The sequence below is a fragment of the Pseudomonas sp. SDO5591_S426 genome (assembly GCF_054070755.1).
Genome location: NZ_JBSVXD010000064.1, coordinates 1 through 15,866, shown reverse-complemented (window position 1 = coordinate 15,866; position 15,866 = coordinate 1). Strand labels below are relative to the sequence as shown.

At 59.7% G+C, this 15,866-nt stretch carries 15 protein-coding genes and 1 pseudogene; 10 read left to right on the top strand and 6 right to left on the bottom strand.

Translation table 11 applies throughout. The features are described from left to right. The first annotated feature begins 2 nt into the window (after positions 1-2). The 3 genes from ACW9JC_RS14860 to ACW9JC_RS14850 are packed head-to-tail and all read left to right on the top strand — an operon-like array spanning position 3 to position 1,164. Entirely contained in the window at positions 3-314 is a 312-nt protein-coding gene (locus ACW9JC_RS14860) for a YciI family protein (protein WP_457455677.1), read from the top strand. A gap of 2 nt (positions 315-316) precedes the next feature. Beyond that, positions 317-664, top strand: coding sequence for a Rieske (2Fe-2S) protein (locus ACW9JC_RS14855; RefSeq protein ID WP_457455675.1), 348 nt, complete (start codon positions 317-319; stop codon positions 662-664). Positions 665-708: 44 nt separating this feature from the next. Beyond that, complete coding sequence (locus tag ACW9JC_RS14850; RefSeq protein ID WP_457455673.1) at positions 709-1,164, top strand: hypothetical protein; 456 nt, start codon at positions 709-711, stop codon at positions 1,162-1,164. Here ACW9JC_RS14850 and ACW9JC_RS14845 read toward each other — a convergent pair. Genes ACW9JC_RS14845 through ACW9JC_RS14835 form a run of 3 tightly spaced genes read right to left on the bottom strand, consistent with a single transcriptional unit; the run spans position 1,149 to position 4,840 of the window. Next, on the bottom strand, positions 1,149-2,183 hold the full coding sequence (locus tag ACW9JC_RS14845; RefSeq protein ID WP_457455671.1) for a DUF2955 domain-containing protein: 1,035 nt from the start codon (positions 2,181-2,183) through the stop codon (positions 1,149-1,151). The genes ACW9JC_RS14850 and ACW9JC_RS14845 overlap by 16 nt on opposite strands. Then, positions 2,173-3,309 (bottom strand): HlyD family secretion protein, encoded by a 1,137-nt coding sequence (locus tag ACW9JC_RS14840; protein WP_457455669.1) that lies wholly within the window; start codon positions 3,307-3,309, stop codon positions 2,173-2,175. Before ACW9JC_RS14840 ends, ACW9JC_RS14845 begins: the two co-directional genes overlap by 11 nt. Continuing rightward, positions 3,302-4,840 carry an efflux transporter outer membrane subunit gene (locus ACW9JC_RS14835; protein WP_457455666.1) on the bottom strand — a complete coding sequence of 513 codons (1,539 nt, stop codon included), beginning with the start codon at positions 4,838-4,840 and terminating at the stop codon, positions 3,302-3,304. The genes ACW9JC_RS14840 and ACW9JC_RS14835 overlap by 8 nt, the downstream gene beginning before the upstream one ends. Before the next feature lie 239 nt (positions 4,841-5,079). Between ACW9JC_RS14835 and ACW9JC_RS14830 the strand changes: the two genes are divergently transcribed. The 5 genes from ACW9JC_RS14830 (at position 5,080) to ACW9JC_RS14810 (ending at position 10,452) form a co-directional block, all read left to right on the top strand. After that, positions 5,080-7,083: an aminotransferase class I/II-fold pyridoxal phosphate-dependent enzyme gene (locus tag ACW9JC_RS14830; RefSeq protein ID WP_338580986.1), complete on the top strand. Its 2,004-nt coding sequence runs from the start codon at positions 5,080-5,082 to the stop codon at positions 7,081-7,083. A gap of 25 nt (positions 7,084-7,108) precedes the next feature. Beyond that, positions 7,109-7,891, top strand: coding sequence for a transporter substrate-binding domain-containing protein (locus tag ACW9JC_RS14825; protein WP_457455664.1), 783 nt, complete (start codon positions 7,109-7,111; stop codon positions 7,889-7,891). Between the two features lie 126 nt (positions 7,892-8,017). Beyond that, a complete protein-coding gene (locus ACW9JC_RS14820; protein WP_416127006.1) occupies positions 8,018-8,731 on the top strand; it encodes an ABC transporter permease in 714 nt (237 codons plus the stop codon). Between the two features lie 18 nt (positions 8,732-8,749). Next, positions 8,750-9,448: an ABC transporter permease gene (locus ACW9JC_RS14815; protein ID WP_338580983.1), complete on the top strand. Its 699-nt coding sequence runs from the start codon at positions 8,750-8,752 to the stop codon at positions 9,446-9,448. Next, on the top strand, positions 9,448-10,452 hold the full coding sequence (locus ACW9JC_RS14810) for a DMT family transporter (RefSeq protein ID WP_457455661.1): 1,005 nt from the start codon (positions 9,448-9,450) through the stop codon (positions 10,450-10,452). Before ACW9JC_RS14815 ends, ACW9JC_RS14810 begins: the two co-directional genes overlap by 1 nt. Here ACW9JC_RS14810 and ACW9JC_RS14805 read toward each other — a convergent pair. Continuing rightward, a pseudogene (locus ACW9JC_RS14805) lies at positions 10,408-10,836 on the bottom strand (TetR family transcriptional regulator C-terminal domain-containing protein); the annotation flags it as partial. The gene ACW9JC_RS14810 and the pseudogene ACW9JC_RS14805 overlap by 45 nt on opposite strands. Positions 10,837-11,054: 218 nt before the next feature. Here ACW9JC_RS14805 and ACW9JC_RS14800 point away from each other — a divergent pair. Next, positions 11,055-12,071, top strand: coding sequence for a succinylglutamate desuccinylase (locus ACW9JC_RS14800; RefSeq protein ID WP_457455659.1), 1,017 nt, complete (start codon positions 11,055-11,057; stop codon positions 12,069-12,071). A gap of 107 nt (positions 12,072-12,178) precedes the next feature. Here ACW9JC_RS14800 and ACW9JC_RS14795 read toward each other — a convergent pair whose 3' ends face one another. Together ACW9JC_RS14795 and ACW9JC_RS14790 are read right to left on the bottom strand one after the other, a co-directional pair. After that, entirely contained in the window at positions 12,179-13,492 is a 1,314-nt protein-coding gene (locus tag ACW9JC_RS14795; protein WP_457455657.1) for a hypothetical protein, read from the bottom strand. A gap of 262 nt (positions 13,493-13,754) precedes the next feature. Next, complete coding sequence (locus ACW9JC_RS14790) at positions 13,755-14,525, bottom strand: DUF3313 domain-containing protein (protein ID WP_448107965.1); 771 nt, start codon at positions 14,523-14,525, stop codon at positions 13,755-13,757. A 289-nt stretch (positions 14,526-14,814) separates the two neighbouring features. Here ACW9JC_RS14790 and ACW9JC_RS14785 point away from each other — a divergent pair, with 289 nt between their 5' ends. Further along, positions 14,815-15,840, top strand: a complete 1,026-nt coding sequence (locus tag ACW9JC_RS14785) for an NAD-dependent epimerase/dehydratase family protein (protein ID WP_457455655.1) — start codon at positions 14,815-14,817, stop codon at positions 15,838-15,840. Positions 15,841-15,866 lie beyond the last annotated feature (26 nt).

Genomic DNA, 15,866 nt, shown 5'->3' with positions numbered 1-15,866 from the left:
CCATGGGCCAGTTTTTTGCGGTATTTGCGACCGATAATCCGGATTCGCTGGCGTTGCGTCAGCGTCTGCGGCCCAGCCATCAAGCGCATTTGCGTGCAACCGAGAGCCATCGTGTCGTCGTGCGCTTCGGCGGCCCGACCCTCGATGAGGCCGGTTCAGCGATGAACGGCACGTTGCTGGTGATCGAGGCGCACAGCCTGCCGGAAGTGGAGGCGTTCGTTCAGGACGATCCGTACGTACAGGCCGGGTTGTTTGCAAGCGTCCAGATCCGTCCGTGGCACTGGAGCCTCGGCAACCCGGAATTGCGTGGCTGAGCATGGCGACGATCACGTTGTGCCAACTGGACGACATCGCCGACGGCGGCGCCCTCGGCTTGCCGCAGCACCAGCAAATGCATCCGGCCGGTCTTGTTGCGGTGCGGCAAGACCGGCAGGTGTGGGTCTACATCAACCGTTGTCCTCACTTTTCGGTGCCATTGGACTTTCGTCCGCAGGAGTTCTGCACCTATCGCGGCAAGGTGCTGATGTGCGCGCACCACAGCGCGATGTTTCGTTTTGATGACGGACACTGCATCGACGGCCCGTGCAAAGGCGCGCAGCTGGAATCGGTGCCAGTGCGTTGGGTCGGAAATAGTCTGGTTATGGAGGTCCGGGAGGAGGGGTGAACTACAATCTTTCAGGGTGAACCACGCTCATTACGGAGGTCATCATGAATAGGTTGTCGCCCATCGGCCTGTGCGTCGTATTGTCGGTTTTCAGTGCCCAGGGTTGGGCACAAACGGTGGTGCCGATGAAGGGCCAGAGTTCGCAACAGACCCAGACGGATATCAGCGAGTGCAACAGCATTGCGGCCAGTCAAACGGCGTCGACATCCTCGACACCTTCTGGCGGGCGGGTCAAAGGCGCCGCGGCGGGCGCTGTCGCCGGGGCCACGGCTGCCCAGGTACGCGGGCGTCAGCACGATGAGTTTTATGATCGCGTCGACGACGACAACAAGCAGGATTATCGCCAGGACCGCGCCAAGCAAACCGCCGCAGCGGGCGCCGTAGTGGGCGGCTCGCGCCAGCGTCAGGAGCGCCGCGCACAGGAAAAAACCAACACCGCGACTACTTCGACGGCGTACACCAGTTGCCTGCAAGGCAAGGGTTATCAGGTCAATCCCTGAGTCTGCTTCTGTTGCCGCTGATCGAGCAAATGCACCATCAAGCATGCATACAGCGTCACGCCGATGAACAGTGTCATGCGTACGGCGAACGCGGTTTGCACGTCCTTGCCCGCGACACTGTCCTGCACCGACTGGCCCAACAGGATGATCAGGGTCATCAGGCTGTTGAGCCAGAATCCCGGGCTGAATCGGGTTGGCTTCAGGCCATACATCCGGCGTGCCAGGAACAGGGAAAACAGCAGCATCCATAAAAAGAACATCCACAAATGCACGAACAGGCTCAGCGCATTCCAGAACAGGAAGGCCAACAGGCCGCCGAGCAGGGTTGAGCCGATCAACTCCCGTGCGGCATTACGCGCGCTGGTCGTCTCACTCTGCTGCCCGAGGTTGACGGCCTTGAGCACGATGGGCAGGTAACTGGCCGGATCGATCAGCGCCAGCAGGAAGGCCGGAATCACGATCAAGGTGGCACGCAATGCCACCCGGTCGACTTCGCTCGCGGGAAAAACCGGCGCGGCGGGCGGCGGCGGGGCATTGGCAGGTTCGGGAAACAACCAATGACTGAACATCCCGACCACCACCGCCAGGATCAGCCCCGCAACCATGGCCTTGATGACCATCACCGCCAGGCCAAAATCAGCCACACCCGCCGAAGAGATCATGGTCAGGCCGATCACCAGAAACGTGACGATCAGGTTGCTGCCACCACGCAGGCCGAATCGAAACACCAGAAACAGCCCCACACCGATCAACATCACGCCGCTGTTGGGGTAGTGACGCAGCAGCGGAATCAGCAACAGGCCAGTGCCGGTGGTCAGCATGGCGGCGAGCGCCAGGATCACCGCGGCTTTGAACGGCAGCGGACGATTGGCCGAGGCCAGCAACAATGCACACAGCACCGGAGCCAGAAACGGAATCGGCAAGGCCAGGCCAAAACTCACCGCCAGACAGATTGCCGTGCCCGTCGCCAGGCGCAGGGCGCGCTGAACCCTGGGTGTGCGCTGCTGCTTAGTAAACATACGACAGCCAGCTCATCAGCCGCAGAAACACATGGCCAAGCGGGTTCAACAGATTGCCTTCGCTGGGGAACGCCATGACTTCGGCCTGACCACCGGCACGGATCGCGCGGTTGTCGCGCAGCATGGCCAGTGACTCGGCGGAAAATTCGATGATCACCGGAAAACGCTGGGCCGGGCGCAGCCAGTCGCGGCTGTTCTGCACGGTGGGCAGGCTCCCGGGCGCGGCGGGCTGTCCGACGCTGACCCCGTAGCCGATGCTGCGCACGCGACCCTCGAACACTTCGCCGGGCAGGGCGTCCAGCACAATGGAAACCGGGGTTTCGGTTTTGACCAGACCGAGGTTGTTTTCGGTCATGTCGGCGCTGATCCACACATCATGGATCGCAATCAGGGTCATCACCGGGTTACCGGCCGCCGCGAATTGGCCGACGTCGGTGCGCAGGTCGGTGATCAACCCGGCCGAGCGGGCGCGGATCTGCGTGTTGGACAGGTCCAGTTCGGCTTTCGACAGCGCCGTGGCAGCGCTGCGCAGCTGGGCGTTGTCTTCCTCGTTGCCGCCTTCCGTTTCCTTGGCGCGCTGCACTTCGGCGCGGGCCGCGGCGACCTTGCTGACGGCGGCTTCGCGGTTGGCACGGGACACTTCCAGCAGGCGCACGGAAATGGTTCCGGGGTCTTCGCGATACAAGCCTTCAAGCCGCATATTGTCCTGACGGGCCTTGAGTTCATTGGCTTGAGCCGCACGCAAGTTTGCCTGCGCAGAAGCGATGCCGGCGGTGCTGGCGCCGATCTGCCGACGGGTGGATTCGAGGTCCGCACGGGCGCGGTCGACGGCGATCTGGTACGGCTGCGGGTCGATCTCGAAAATCACTTCCCCGGCCTTGACGTCTTGATTGTTGCGCACGTTGACCCGGACCACTCGACCGGCGACTTCCGCCGCCACCGGAATCACAAACGCGCTGACCCGTGCCTGTTGCGTATAAGGCGTGAATCGGTCGGCCAGCAGATACCACGCCAGGCTGAGCACGATCAGCAGCAGCACCCATTTGATGCCTTTTTTCGTCGGGTCAGCAGCGGGCTCCGCGGGTGGCGGCGCGGCGTCAGAGCTGGGAGGGACGGCTTCAGTCATGGTTGTTTACCGGTTTGGGCAAAGGGGAGGCGGGTTGCGCGGCAGGGGGCTCGGCCAGCAGGTCGCCCCAATCGGTGCGTTGTTCCATTTGCCGGCGCGTAGCGGAATCGACTTTCGGCTGGGCGCTGTACCAACCGCCGCCGAGGGCCTTGTACAGGGCAATCATGTTGCTCACCGCGTCGCCACGGCTAACCAGGTAACTGTCCTGGAGTTCGAGCAGCGCGCGTTGCGCATCCAGCACACGCTGAAAATCCGAATAGCCCTCGCGGTACAGCGCGTTGGCCAGTTCCAGTGAGCGTTTCGCCGCACCTTCGGCTTCGCGCAGAATGCGTTCGCGCTGCAATGATCGGGTCACGCCGTTGGCGGCATCGTCGGCTTCGCGTGCGGCCTGGCGAACCTTGTCGCGGTAAGCCTCGATCAACTGCTGCAAGCGGGCGTCCTGCACACGCACGTTGTTGCTGATCCGGCCATAGTCAAACACGTTCCAGCGCAGGCTCGGGCCGCCGATCAGGTCGAGGCTGCGGGACGTGCCGCTGAGGGTGTCGCCCGACCAGACGATGCTGCCCAGTAGCGTCAGCGACGGGTAGAAATCGGTTTCAGCGACGCCGATCAGCGCGGACTGCGCGGCGACATTCAGTTCGGCGGCGCGCACGTCGGGGCGACGCAGCAGCAGGTTGGCCGGGACATCTTGCAGCACGGCGCGGTCCACCAGCGGAATCAGTCCGGTGTTCTCGGCCATCATCGGCAGCGCTCCGGGCGGGCGGCCGATCAGTACCGCCAGTGCATTGCGGATACGGCCGATCTGGTCCTCCAGAAGCGGGATCGTGCTCAAGGTGCCCAGGTATTGGGTCTTGGCTTGTTGCAGGTCGAGTTCGGCGGTCTGGCCGCTGTTGAACAGTTTTTCGGTGATCTCGTAATTGCGTTGTTGCTGGCGGGCGTTTTCCCGGGCTACCCGCAAGCGTGCTTCGGTGGTGCGCAGGGAAAAGTAGGTGTCGGCGACCTGCGCCCGCAACAGGACCAGTGCGTCGTCATAGTTGGCCTCGGCAGCGAAATAGCTGGCGTCGGACGACTCGATGGCGCGACTGAAACGTCCCCAGAAATCCAGTTCCCAACCGACATCGAACCCGGCGCTGTGCTGCCAGAAATGGCTGTCGATCGGGTTGTTGCCGCCGTATTGCCGACGCTTGACATACAAGCTGTCGACGCTGACTTGCTGCAATTGCGGATAAAGGCCGCTCTGGGCAATGCCCAGCTGCGCGCGAGCCTCCATCACGCGCAAACCGGCGATTTTCAGGCTGGAGTTGTGGGCATCCGATTCAGCGATCAGTTGGTTCAGCGTCGGGTCAGCAAATATTTGCCACCATTGGCGAATGTCCGGTTGCAGTGCCCGCTGGCTGGCGTGGTCGAGCTCCGGGGTGTTCCAGTGATCGACCCACGCTTCGCCGGGCGGCTGGAAGTCCGGGCCCAACCGCACGCAACCGCCGATGGCAAGCACGGCAAACAGCAGCAGCTGGCTTGTTCCTGGATGCATCGCCCGTTTTCCCGACCAAAGACATCCCAGCAGCATAGACGCCCGAATGGCTGCCGGTCGGTTGGAACGAGCCGCAGCGCAAAAACGCCGCGACTGTCGTAAAAACGACCTGTTTGCGCTGAACACGAACACTGATCAGGTTTCTGTTGAACGAGTGTTCAGCTTGGACTATGTTCGTTCCACCTTCTCTCCCGGCTGGTTGCGGGCTTGCGTTTCTTCTTTCTGAACGAGGCACTGGCATGCGGTTTTCACCCTTTGTTGAGCGGATCTCAGGTCAAGGCGTAGCCGCCTGGGATATTCACTACGCGGCATTCGAAGCGCGCCGCCGGGGCGAGGATGTGATCATTCTCAGTGTCGGCGACCCGGATTTCCCTACTCCCGACTTCATCACCGATGCCGCCATCCACGCGCTGCGCGAAGGTGACACTCACTACACCGAAATTGCTGGTCGCCTGGCGCTGCGCGAAGCCATTGCGGCGCGCTACGGCAAGTTGTTCAGTCGCGAACTGCAAGCTGAAAACGTGATTACCGTGGCGGGCGCGCAGAACGCCTTGTTCGTGGCTTCGATGTGCCTGCTCAGCGCCGGTGACGAAGTGATTGCCCTCGATCCGATGTACGTGACCTACGAAGCGACGCTTAAGGCTTCCGGTGCCACGCTGGTGCGGGTGCCGTGCTCGGCGGACGATGATTTTCGTGTCGATGCGGCGGTGCTGGCCAAGGCCATCACGCCCCGGACCCGGGCGATTTTCCTGTCCAACCCGAACAATCCCACCGGCGTGGTGCTCAACCGCGAAGAGCTGCAAGCCATCGCCGAACTCGCCATCGCCCATGACTTGTGGGTGGTGGTGGACGAGGTCTATGAAAGCCTGACGTTCGAGCGTGATCACGTGAGCCTGGCGGCGTTGCCGGGCATGGCCGAGCGCTGCGTGGTGATCGGCAGCCTGTCGAAATCCCATGCCATGACCGGTTGGCGGATTGGCTGGATCGTCGCCAATCCCGCGCTGGTCGCCCATGCCGAAACCCTGGTGCTGAGCATGCTCTACGGCTTGCCGGGGTTTTGTATGGAAGCCGCGTTGAAGGCGGTGCAGTCTCACGACGAAGTCACCCACGGCATGCGTGATATCTATCGCCGCCGCCGCGATCTGGTGGTGGCGGGGCTGACTGATTGCCCCGGTATATCGGTGCTCAAACCCGACGCCGGCATGTTCGTGCTGGTGGACGTGCGCGGCACCGGCCTGACGTCGCTGGAATTTGCCTGGCGCTTGTTGCGCGAGGCGCGGGTGTCGGTGCTGGATGCCGCCGCTTTCGGTGAGCCGGCGCAAGGCTTTGTACGCCTGTCCTTCACCTTGGGTGAAGAGCGACTGACCGAAGCTTGTCGGCGTATTCGTGCTTTTGTCCTGGTGTTGAACGGAGAAGCGCCACGGCCGGTGATCACCAGCGTGGCCACCGAAACCCTGGTTCTGCCGACCGCCGCCCGAACCATGATTGAAGTCGAGAAGCTGCACAAAAGCTTCGGCAATATCGAGGTGCTCAAGGGCGTGTCGTTGACGGCCCGCGAAGGCGAGGTGATCTCACTGATCGGCGCCAGCGGCTCGGGCAAAAGTACCTTGCTGCGCTGCATCAACATGCTCGAAGTGCCGGATCAGGGGCGCATTCTGGTAGACGGCGAAAGCATTCACCTCAACCACACCCGCCCCGGTGCGCCGCTGGTGTCCGACGCCAAGCAACTGGTACGCATCCGCTCAAGCCTGGGCATGGTGTTCCAGAACTTCAACCTCTGGCCCCATCGCACAGTGCTGGAAAACCTCATCGAAGCGCCGACCCAGGTCCTGCGCGAAAGCAAAGCGGAAGCCACTGAACGGGCCGAAGCCTTGCTTGAACGCGTCGGGCTGGCGGCCAAGCGCAACGAGTACCCGGCGTTTCTCTCCGGGGGACAGCAACAACGGGTGGCCATTGCCCGGGCCCTGGCCATGCGGCCCAAGGTCATGCTGTTCGATGAACCCACCTCGGCACTCGACCCGGAACTGGTCGGGGAAGTGCTGCGGGTGATCCGCTCTCTCGCCGAAGAAGGCCGGACCATGATCCTGGTGACTCATGAAATGGCTTTCGCGCGCGATGTCTCTTCCAAAGTCGCCTTCCTGCATCAAGGCCTGATCGAGGAAACCGGTTCGCCGGACGAAGTGTTCGTACACCCACGCAGCGAGCGTTGCCGGCAATTCGTCAACGCTCACCAAACTCGCTAACACCATAAAAAGACGGGAAAACAACATGGGAAATCGACGTTTTGCACACTGGATAACCGGCGCCGCCTGCGTATTGCTGGCCGGCATGAGCGCGGCACAGGCACAGCCGATCCGCTTTGCGGTCGCGGCCGAACCCTATCCGCCGTACACCGAGAAACAGGCCAACGGTGAGTGGAAGGGCTTCGAAGTCGACCTGATCCACAAGCTGTGCAGCGAAATGAAAGCCGAGTGCGAGATCAAGGAAGTGGCGTGGGACGGGATCATTCCGTCGCTGCTGGCGAAGAAGATCGACGTGATTTTCTCCTCAATGTCGGTGACCGAAGAGCGGGAAAAACAGATCGCCTTCAGCAAGGCCTACTACGACTCGGTGATCGCCATCGTTGGCCCTAAAGATGCCTCCGTGAAGAGGTACCCGGATGACCTCAAAGGCAAGACCATCGGTGTGCAGAACTCGACCGTGAGCGCCAGCTACCTGAAGACCTATTACGAAAAAATCGCCGACGTTAAGTACTACGACACCCAGGATTCGGCCAACGCCGACCTGATTGCCGGTCGTATCGACCTGATGATGGCTGACGGCACTGCCATGGCGGCGTTCGTCAAAACCCCGGATGCGAAAGACCTGGCTTACCTCGGCGCGGTGCCGTACGACCCGATCTTCGGCAAAGGCGTAGGCGCCGGTTTGCGCAAGGATGACACCGAGCTCAAGGCCAAGCTCGACAAGGCGATCAATGAGCTGCTGGCGAGCAAGGACTATGACGACCTGTCGCAGCGCTACTTCGGCACGAGCGTGAAGCCGACGTTCTGATCATCAAATCCAAACACAAATCCCTGTAGGAGCAAGGCTTGCCCGCGATGCTTTTGACAGCCTCAAGGGCCCCATCGCGGGCAAGCCTTGCTCCTACAAGGGCCGGCGGTGCTTTTGGAGACTGAAATGCCAGCAATGTTCGATTTGATCAATTTCACCGAACAAGGATGGGGTGGGGCGCTGCTCAAGGGGCTCTGGATGACCCTGCAGATTTCGGCCGGGGCTTTTGTGCTCGGGCTGGCCATCGGTTTGGTGGTGGCTTGCCTGAAGTTGGGCGCGCCGAAACCGATTGCGGCATTGGCCCGTGGCTACACCACGTTGTTCCGGGCGGTTCCGGAACTGTTGCTGATCCTGCTGCTGTTTTACGTCGGTTCCATGCTGCTCAATTCGCTGATGACCTCGCTCGGTTACGAAGTGGTCAACGTCAGCGGCCCGCTGGCGGCGATCGTGGTACTGGGATTGGTGCAAGGCGCTTATGCGTCGGAGATTTTCCGCGCGGCCATCCAGGCGATTCCCTATGGCCAGATCGAGGCGGGCAAGGCCTTCGGCCTGCACGGTTTCGGTCTGTTCCGTCGCGTCACGCTGCCGATCATGGCGCCCTATGCAATAGCGGGGATGTCCAACCTGTGGATCAACCTGATCAAGGACAGCGCACTGATCAGCGTGGTCGGCACCAATGAACTGTTGTACACCGCCAAGCAAGCGGCGGGGTCGACGCGTCACTATCTGTTGTTCTACCTCACGGCTGCGGCGCTGTATTACGCGGTGACGCTGGTGTCCAACTACCTTTCGGGACGGTTGGAGCGACGCATTCGTCGCTGGATGCCTCTTGTTGACTGAACCGGCAGAGAGAATGAAATGATTCCAGCGTGGATAGTTGAATACGGGGCGCTGTTGGTCCGGGGGCTGCAAACGACCATCGCCATCCTGTTGATTTCCAGTGTGTTCGGTTTTGTGCTGGCGGTGCTGGTGGCGCTGGCGCGGATCTCGAAAAACAAAGTGATCGCCAAGGTCAGCTTGTTCTATACCAGCGTGACACGCGGCACACCGTTGCTGATCCAGATCTACATTTTCTACTACGGGCTGGGCAGCCTGTTTGCACAGTTTCCGCTTATTCGCGGCAGCTTCCTCTGGCCGTATCTGCGCGATGGTTATTGGTACATCGTCTTCGCCCTGGTGGTGTCGGTGGGTGCGTACGTCGGCGAAGTGATTCGCGGCGGCCTGCTGGCGGTGCCCAAAGGCGAAATGGAAGCGGCCTCGGCGTTCGGCATGACCCCGCGTCAGGCCCTGCTGCGTGTGCGGTTGCCCCGGGCACTGCGCCTGCTGTTGCCGACCCTGGCCGGGGAAACCGTGATGCTGCTCAAATCCACGGCGCTGGCCTCGACCATTGCGGTGATTGACCTGCTGGGCGCCGCCAACGTGGTGCGCGCGCAGACCCTGCAAGTGTATGAACCGTTGCTGTTGGTGGCCGGTGTCTACGTTTGCCTGACGTTCCTGATCGAGGCGATGTTTGCCTTTTTCGAACGCCGGGGCACACCGGTACGCAGGTCCGCATGATGAACAAGCCAATAGTCGACCGCTCGTTACAAGGCATAGGTCTGTGCACCTTGGGCTACGCGTTCCTGTCCTTGCAGGACGCCGGCATCAAGTGGCTGGTGGCCGATTATTCGGTGTTCACCATTCTGTTCTGGCGCGCCCTGGTGGTGGCGGTCGCCTGTCTGCTGATCGGGCGTTTACAGCTGGTGCAGCGTGCCTGGCGTTCGTCCAGTCGCCGCTTGCTGGTGGTGCGAGGGTTGTTGTCGATCGCCGCGTGGCTGCTGTATTACACGGCAGCGCGGGACCTGACCCTGGCGGAAATGACCACCCTGTATTTCTCGGCGCCGATCATGGTCACGGTGCTGGCGACGGCGATTCTCAAGGAGCGCGTGACCGGTTGGCAGTGGTTCACCCTGATCATCGGTTTTGTCGGGGTGGTGATTGCGTGCCGTCCGAACAATCTGGCCAATCCGGTGCCGATTGTCCTGACGTTGCTGGCGGCGATGTGCTGGGCTTTCACCTACATCCAATTGCGTCAGGTCGATGACCAGACCTCGGTGCTGGAGCAGATGCTGATCACCAACGTGGTGTTCGTCATTTGCATGGCGGTGGCGTTGCCCTGGACCCACACGCCGGCACCGATGCCGGACTGGTTGGGCATGCTCGGCGCCGGGTTGATGGGCGGCATCGGTCAGTTCCTGTTGTTCGCCAGTTTCCAGCGCGCCACAGCGACGGTGCTGGCGCCGTTCGAATACACCGGGCTGATCTGGGCGTTCCTGCTGTCGAGCCTGATCTGGGGCACGTTGATGGATGTCTCGCTGATGATCGGCGCTGGCCTGATCGCGGTCAGCGGCACCCTGGCGATGATTTTCGGTCGGCACTCGTCACAGGACGTCGTCGGCGCTGAATGCTCCGTGTCGCAGTCCCTTTATCCAGCAGCGGCAGATATGGAGCCCGTTGGCGGGGCTGAAAGTGTCGGGGTTCAGGCACCACTCGATCCAGAGACCGTCGAGCATCGCCGATAGGCCGATGGCGGCCAGGCGCGTGTCGTGGATCACGAAACCTTCACTGGTCGCCAGTTCATCGAGCAACTGGCGCAGCAGGTCGAGGTAGGCGCCGTAGCTTTTTTCGTGGGACTGGCTGACGTGTTCGGAGTGGCGAATCAGGCTCCAGAACACCACCCAGGCACCGAGCAGTTTGGGGTCCATGACTCGCGGTGAAAAAGAGCCGACCAGAAAGGCGTCCATTTTTTCTGCCGGTGTGCCGACCTGGCGGATTTCGTGGAGCAGGGCGGCGGTCAGCTCGCTGGCGAGCTTCTGGTAAGTGTCGGCAATCAACGCATCGATGCTGCCGAAATGGTGATTGAGCAGGCCAACGGACACGCCGGCCTCGGTGGCGATGCGCCGCACGGAAATCCCGGCGTGGCCATCGCGGACCAGGCAGCGCAGGGTGGCGGCAACCAGCAGTTCGCGGCGCTCATCGGCTTCGGCGCGGCGGTTTTTCGGGGCGATGGTGGTCACAAAGAATTCCTTGGCGGTGGTCCACGCTGGCGAGCTTAGTTGAACGTGTGTTCAATCACCAGTCTCGGCGGTGCGGTTATTAACCTTCATGACGGGAGGACAAGCGTATGGCGCAGGATATTTCGTTCGAGGTTCGCAACAACAATGGCGGCGCGGTGCAGGTCGGTGCCTGGCGTTTCGAGGGCGCCAGTACTGGGCCGAAGGTGCATTTGCAGGCCGGCGTGCATGCCGATGAAATCGCCGGGATGCTGGTTCTGCACCTGTTGATGCAACGCCTTGCGGTGGCCGAATCCGAAGGCCGACTCAAGGGCACTGTCACCGTGGTGCCACAGGCCAATCCACTGGGTATCGGCCAGTTTCGCCAGGGGCGGATCCTCGGACGTTTTCACGATGCCACCGGGCATAACTTCAACCGTGGCTTTGATCAGTCGGCCGCGATGACGCAACCGTCCAGCAATGTCCAGGAATGGCAAAAGAAACTGGTGCAACTGGCGGCACCGGCGGACGTAATGCTCGACCTGCACACCGATGACGAAGCGCTGCCTTACATCTACGTGCACCGCAGCTTCTGGCCCCGTGGCCGCGAACTGGCGGCGGCGATGAAGATGGACGTGGCGATCATCTGGGATGACGGCGGTGATGGCTCTTTCGAGGAAACCATCATTGCCCCGTGGCTGCGTGAAGGCACGACGCAAGGACGCATGGCCGCGACCCTGGAACTGCGCGGGCAGGGCGACGTCAGCGACCGCTTTGCCGAACAGGATGCCGAAGGACTGTATGCCTGGCTGTGTGGTTTCGGGATCATCGATGACACAGTCTCACCCGGCGACTGGCCCGTCGAGGTCAAGGACATGGCGCAGATGGAGACCATTCTCGCGCCACAACCCGGCGTACTGATCTTTGAAAAAGAGCTGGGAGATATCGTCGAGGAAGGCCAGCGCTTCGCGCGGATTCTGCGCCGCCCCGGTGATCCGTCTTCAGAGGTGGTGCTGGTGGCCGAGCAGACCGGGCGTATGGTGACCCGCTATCGCGATCGACTGATCTCTCAGGGTGTGGTGGTGGCGAAATTTACCGGCAGTCGTGTGTCGAGTAATTGGAGCGGTGGGTTGCTGGACCCGAACTGATCCGCATTGACGTACTTGGTGTAACGTTGAATGGCTGGCGGTGGCGACCCTAGAATGCCATCGCCAGCAATCCTTACATTGATGTTTTAAACGTGTGTTTATTGAAGCTATGGACGTTGACCACCGACCCTCACTTTAGTGAAAAACCGGTCGTCTATCTGTTTCCCGTCCAGTACGGGATAAGGCAGATTTTGTGGTTTTTGCGGTGTGGATATCGTCAAGTCCTGGCCTTGTGAGCGTTCGAGCCTGACATCGGTGATCCCTAGTTGTAGAAGATGGTTTTTGATGTCGTGAAACTTTTCCAAGCGGTGACTATCCCCACGATGCTGAATCTCTTGCCACGTTGTTGTTCTGGAGTTTTTTTGCTCTCGATATGCACCTTTGGTTTGGATCTCTTCAAGTAGCGCACTGGCTTTGGCATCAACTGTTTTAGCCTTTTCGTCATCCATGAATATCACAGCATTTTTCATATCGAGCCGGTTGTTTGGACTCATGCCGATGCTGTCTTGATTGTTGATGTTTACTTGCCCGTAAACGTCCATGCCAGTCAAGAGCTCAAGCTTTTTTACTTCAATAGGGGCGTGTTGAATGATGTCATCTTCGTGCCGGATTTTTCCCAATGGAGAGTGTCCTTCTCCTCCTGGAATAAAATGATCCGAAAAGAGTATGGAAAGGTTTTGCCCACCCATGCCCAATAATATTTTATGGGTGTCAGGGTTGTTCTCAAGCAAACTTTTTGAAAATAGCTCAAGCGTTTGGCGCAACACGTTGGTTTTGACCTCCTCTTGTTTCATGGCCAAAGTGCCAAGCAAGATATTGCCTTCGTTATCTTTCCAAGCGTTGACATGACCAACATATTCCGCGGCGCGCGTAATCTTGCAGGAGATTCCATCGGGTGACAGGTATTCCGCCAAAGGATAATTCCCACCAAATCCGCCAATAAAATCGCAGTGACGGGTTTCGCAACTCAACAGGAAGGGTAAGCCACTTTTATAGTCGGATGTAGTTAAAGGCTCGATTTGCATGTCATGAAAACTTACGGCAGACACAGAAAAGCTCACGGACTTCTCAGCTAGCTGATCGTTGAGGACGGACATGAGTGCGCTGGTTTTTATGGGGTCAATTGTATAGGTTATGTTGGTTCTTAAATCGGTGAATGTATATTCCCCGCGATGAAGTTTTTCAAAATTGCAGCAAGAGTTGATTGAGGTAGGGTCGAAGGTTCGATCAGGTAGTGTAAATGTTTCTTTAGCTAGCAATATATCAAGTTCGAATTTTGTTGTCGTGATGCCGTTGGCGTGCAGGGTTTCGACGAGGTGTTTTATGTTTGCTATTGATTCATTGTTGTGGGTGGTCGTTGGTTGTGGTTTTGAGCAGTGATTGAGTGCGGGAGTGGGCGAGTGGGTGCGTTCTATAGTCATATGTTGTTTTTCGCTGTGTGATATCGGATGCGATATCCAGATTTTTTAAGGAAGAGTTGTTTTGATTTTGTTCTTGCAGTGCCGGCAATGAGCATTTATTTTGCCCACGCCAACATATGCTTAATTATCAGAAGATATTAGGCTTTCACAATTCGCTCAAAAAACAGCCATGACGCTAACAGAATTCACCGCAAGTGCTGTTGCTTTAACTTGGTCAGGCCCCTTGACCCTCCGTCGTTTAGGGGGCTTGAAAACTTTAGTGTTACTCGCTCGCCTGCACACAATCGCTCGCCCCGCGACGCTCGCAGAGCCGGTAGCGCAAGCGTTCCGCCCAGTAGAGCCCGGCTGCGTTGACATCGCTCCATGAGTCGTAGGTGCTGCTTTCGAACAAACCAATGATCGGCCGCCGCGAACCGACCCGGCGATCGATTTCGGCGGCGATCACTTCTCCGGTCCTGGCGTCGTCAATCTTGCCTTCGATGGTCACTTGCCCGGTAAACGGTGGCTTGCCGGTGGTTTGCGTGATCGTTTGCATGGTCGCGGCCTTGGCCCCCGGCAGGCCTATCGGGATCGGGATGTAGGAGGCGGCCTTCATCGAGGCATCTGCCGCTTCCGCATCGACGATCGCCACCGAAATTTGCAGGGTGTCCGGCCCTGGCTGATTGACGATCTGGTAGTCCTTGCCCAGTTGTTCGGTCAATTGCTGGTGGAAGCCTTGAACGATGGCGGCGGTGTCGGTCGCAGGGGCATCGTGCAGCTTGGACTTGGGCCCGGCGTACAACTTGATCGGGTCAATGAGCACTTTGTTGTAGTGCGTAAAACTGGCGGTGGAAGCGAATTTCGGGTTGCGATACAAACGCAATGCTTCCTTGTCTTCGCCTTCTTTCATTTTCGGGTAGATATCCCCCAGGAACCCGGAGCCTGTCACGTCCTCCCCGAGGCTTGTGTGCCTGCCTGGCTGGGAAGTCGAGGAACAACCAGCCAGCGTGATCAGTGCGGCAGTGAGGGTCAAAGTACTCAAGCGTGATTTCATGAAGATCTTCCTTGGTTGCATCTTGGTTGGCCCTGCGGTTGAAAACCCAGAATTCAGGGTAGTCGATCGAATGGCCGATGCACGTGCCCGTTCGGAATTCCCCTGAAACGCCAACCTTTGCACATTCTCGGCACGGGTTTACTACGCTGGCAGCATCTGATGGAAAGTTGGCGTGAAATGCAAAAACCGGATGGCCAAGGTGCATCAAGCTGACCCTGGGTCTGCGTGATCCGAAACTCTAAAAACAATTGCCGGAGCGACGGCTTCGAGCACATCGCAAGGATCTCGTATGACGAAAACAACAATGCCCGTGGGTGCGGGCGGGCAAACCCCGCAGATTCCCCGTTCGGTGTTCATCACCGGGGCCAATGGTTTTATCGGCAAGGCACTGCTCAAACGCTACAAGGCTCTGGGTGCGCAGGTGCGAGGCATGGATCTGTTTGCCGACCCGGAAAATGACGTCGTCGCCGGGGACCTGACCCGGCCACAGGTCTGGGCCGAGCACGCCAAGGGTTGCGATTTGTTCATCAACACGGCGGCGGTCGTATCGCTGGCTGCGCCGTGGAAGCTCTATCGGGAAGTGTCAGTGCAGGGCGTGCGCAATTGCCTGAACGTCGCGATTGCCAGTGGGGCAACGCGCTTTGTGCATATTTCTTCAATTGCGGCGCTGGGCTGGAATTACCCGGACAAGGCGGATGAATCCTGCGACGTGGTGATCGGTAACCAGTACCGCTACGGCGTGGCCAAGGGTGCAAGCGAGCATGTGGTGCTGGCCAGCCATGCCGCCGGTGAGATCGATTGCACCGTTGTGCGGCCGGGGGACGTGTATGGACCGGGTTCGCGCGCGTGGTTGATCGAGCCGTTGAAGATGGCCAAGGCCGGTGCACTGATTCTGCCCAATGGCGGCAAGGGCGTTTTCACGCCGGTGTACGTCGAGGATTTGCTCGACGGCATCATGCTGGCGGCTGGCCTGGATCAGGCGTGCGGGCATATCTTCCATCTGAGCAGCGCCAGTCCCACTACCTGCAAGGCGTTTTTCGCCAACCACTGGCGCTGGGCCGGACGCAGCGGCACGCCGCGCACGCTGCCACTGAGCCTGGCGACGGCGCTCACGCAGCTGATCTGGCGGGTCAACGGTTTGTTCAAGATCAAAAGCGAGGTCACCCCGGACGCGATGTACATGCTGGCTCGTACCGGTGATATCTCGATTGCCAAGGCGCGGCGTTTGCTGGGCTATGAGCCGAAGGTTTCGCTGGAAGAAGGCTTGCGTCGTTCCGAGGACTGGTTGCGGGTGAACGGGCAGATATCGCCGTAACCTGTGGGAGCGGGCTTGCTCGCGAA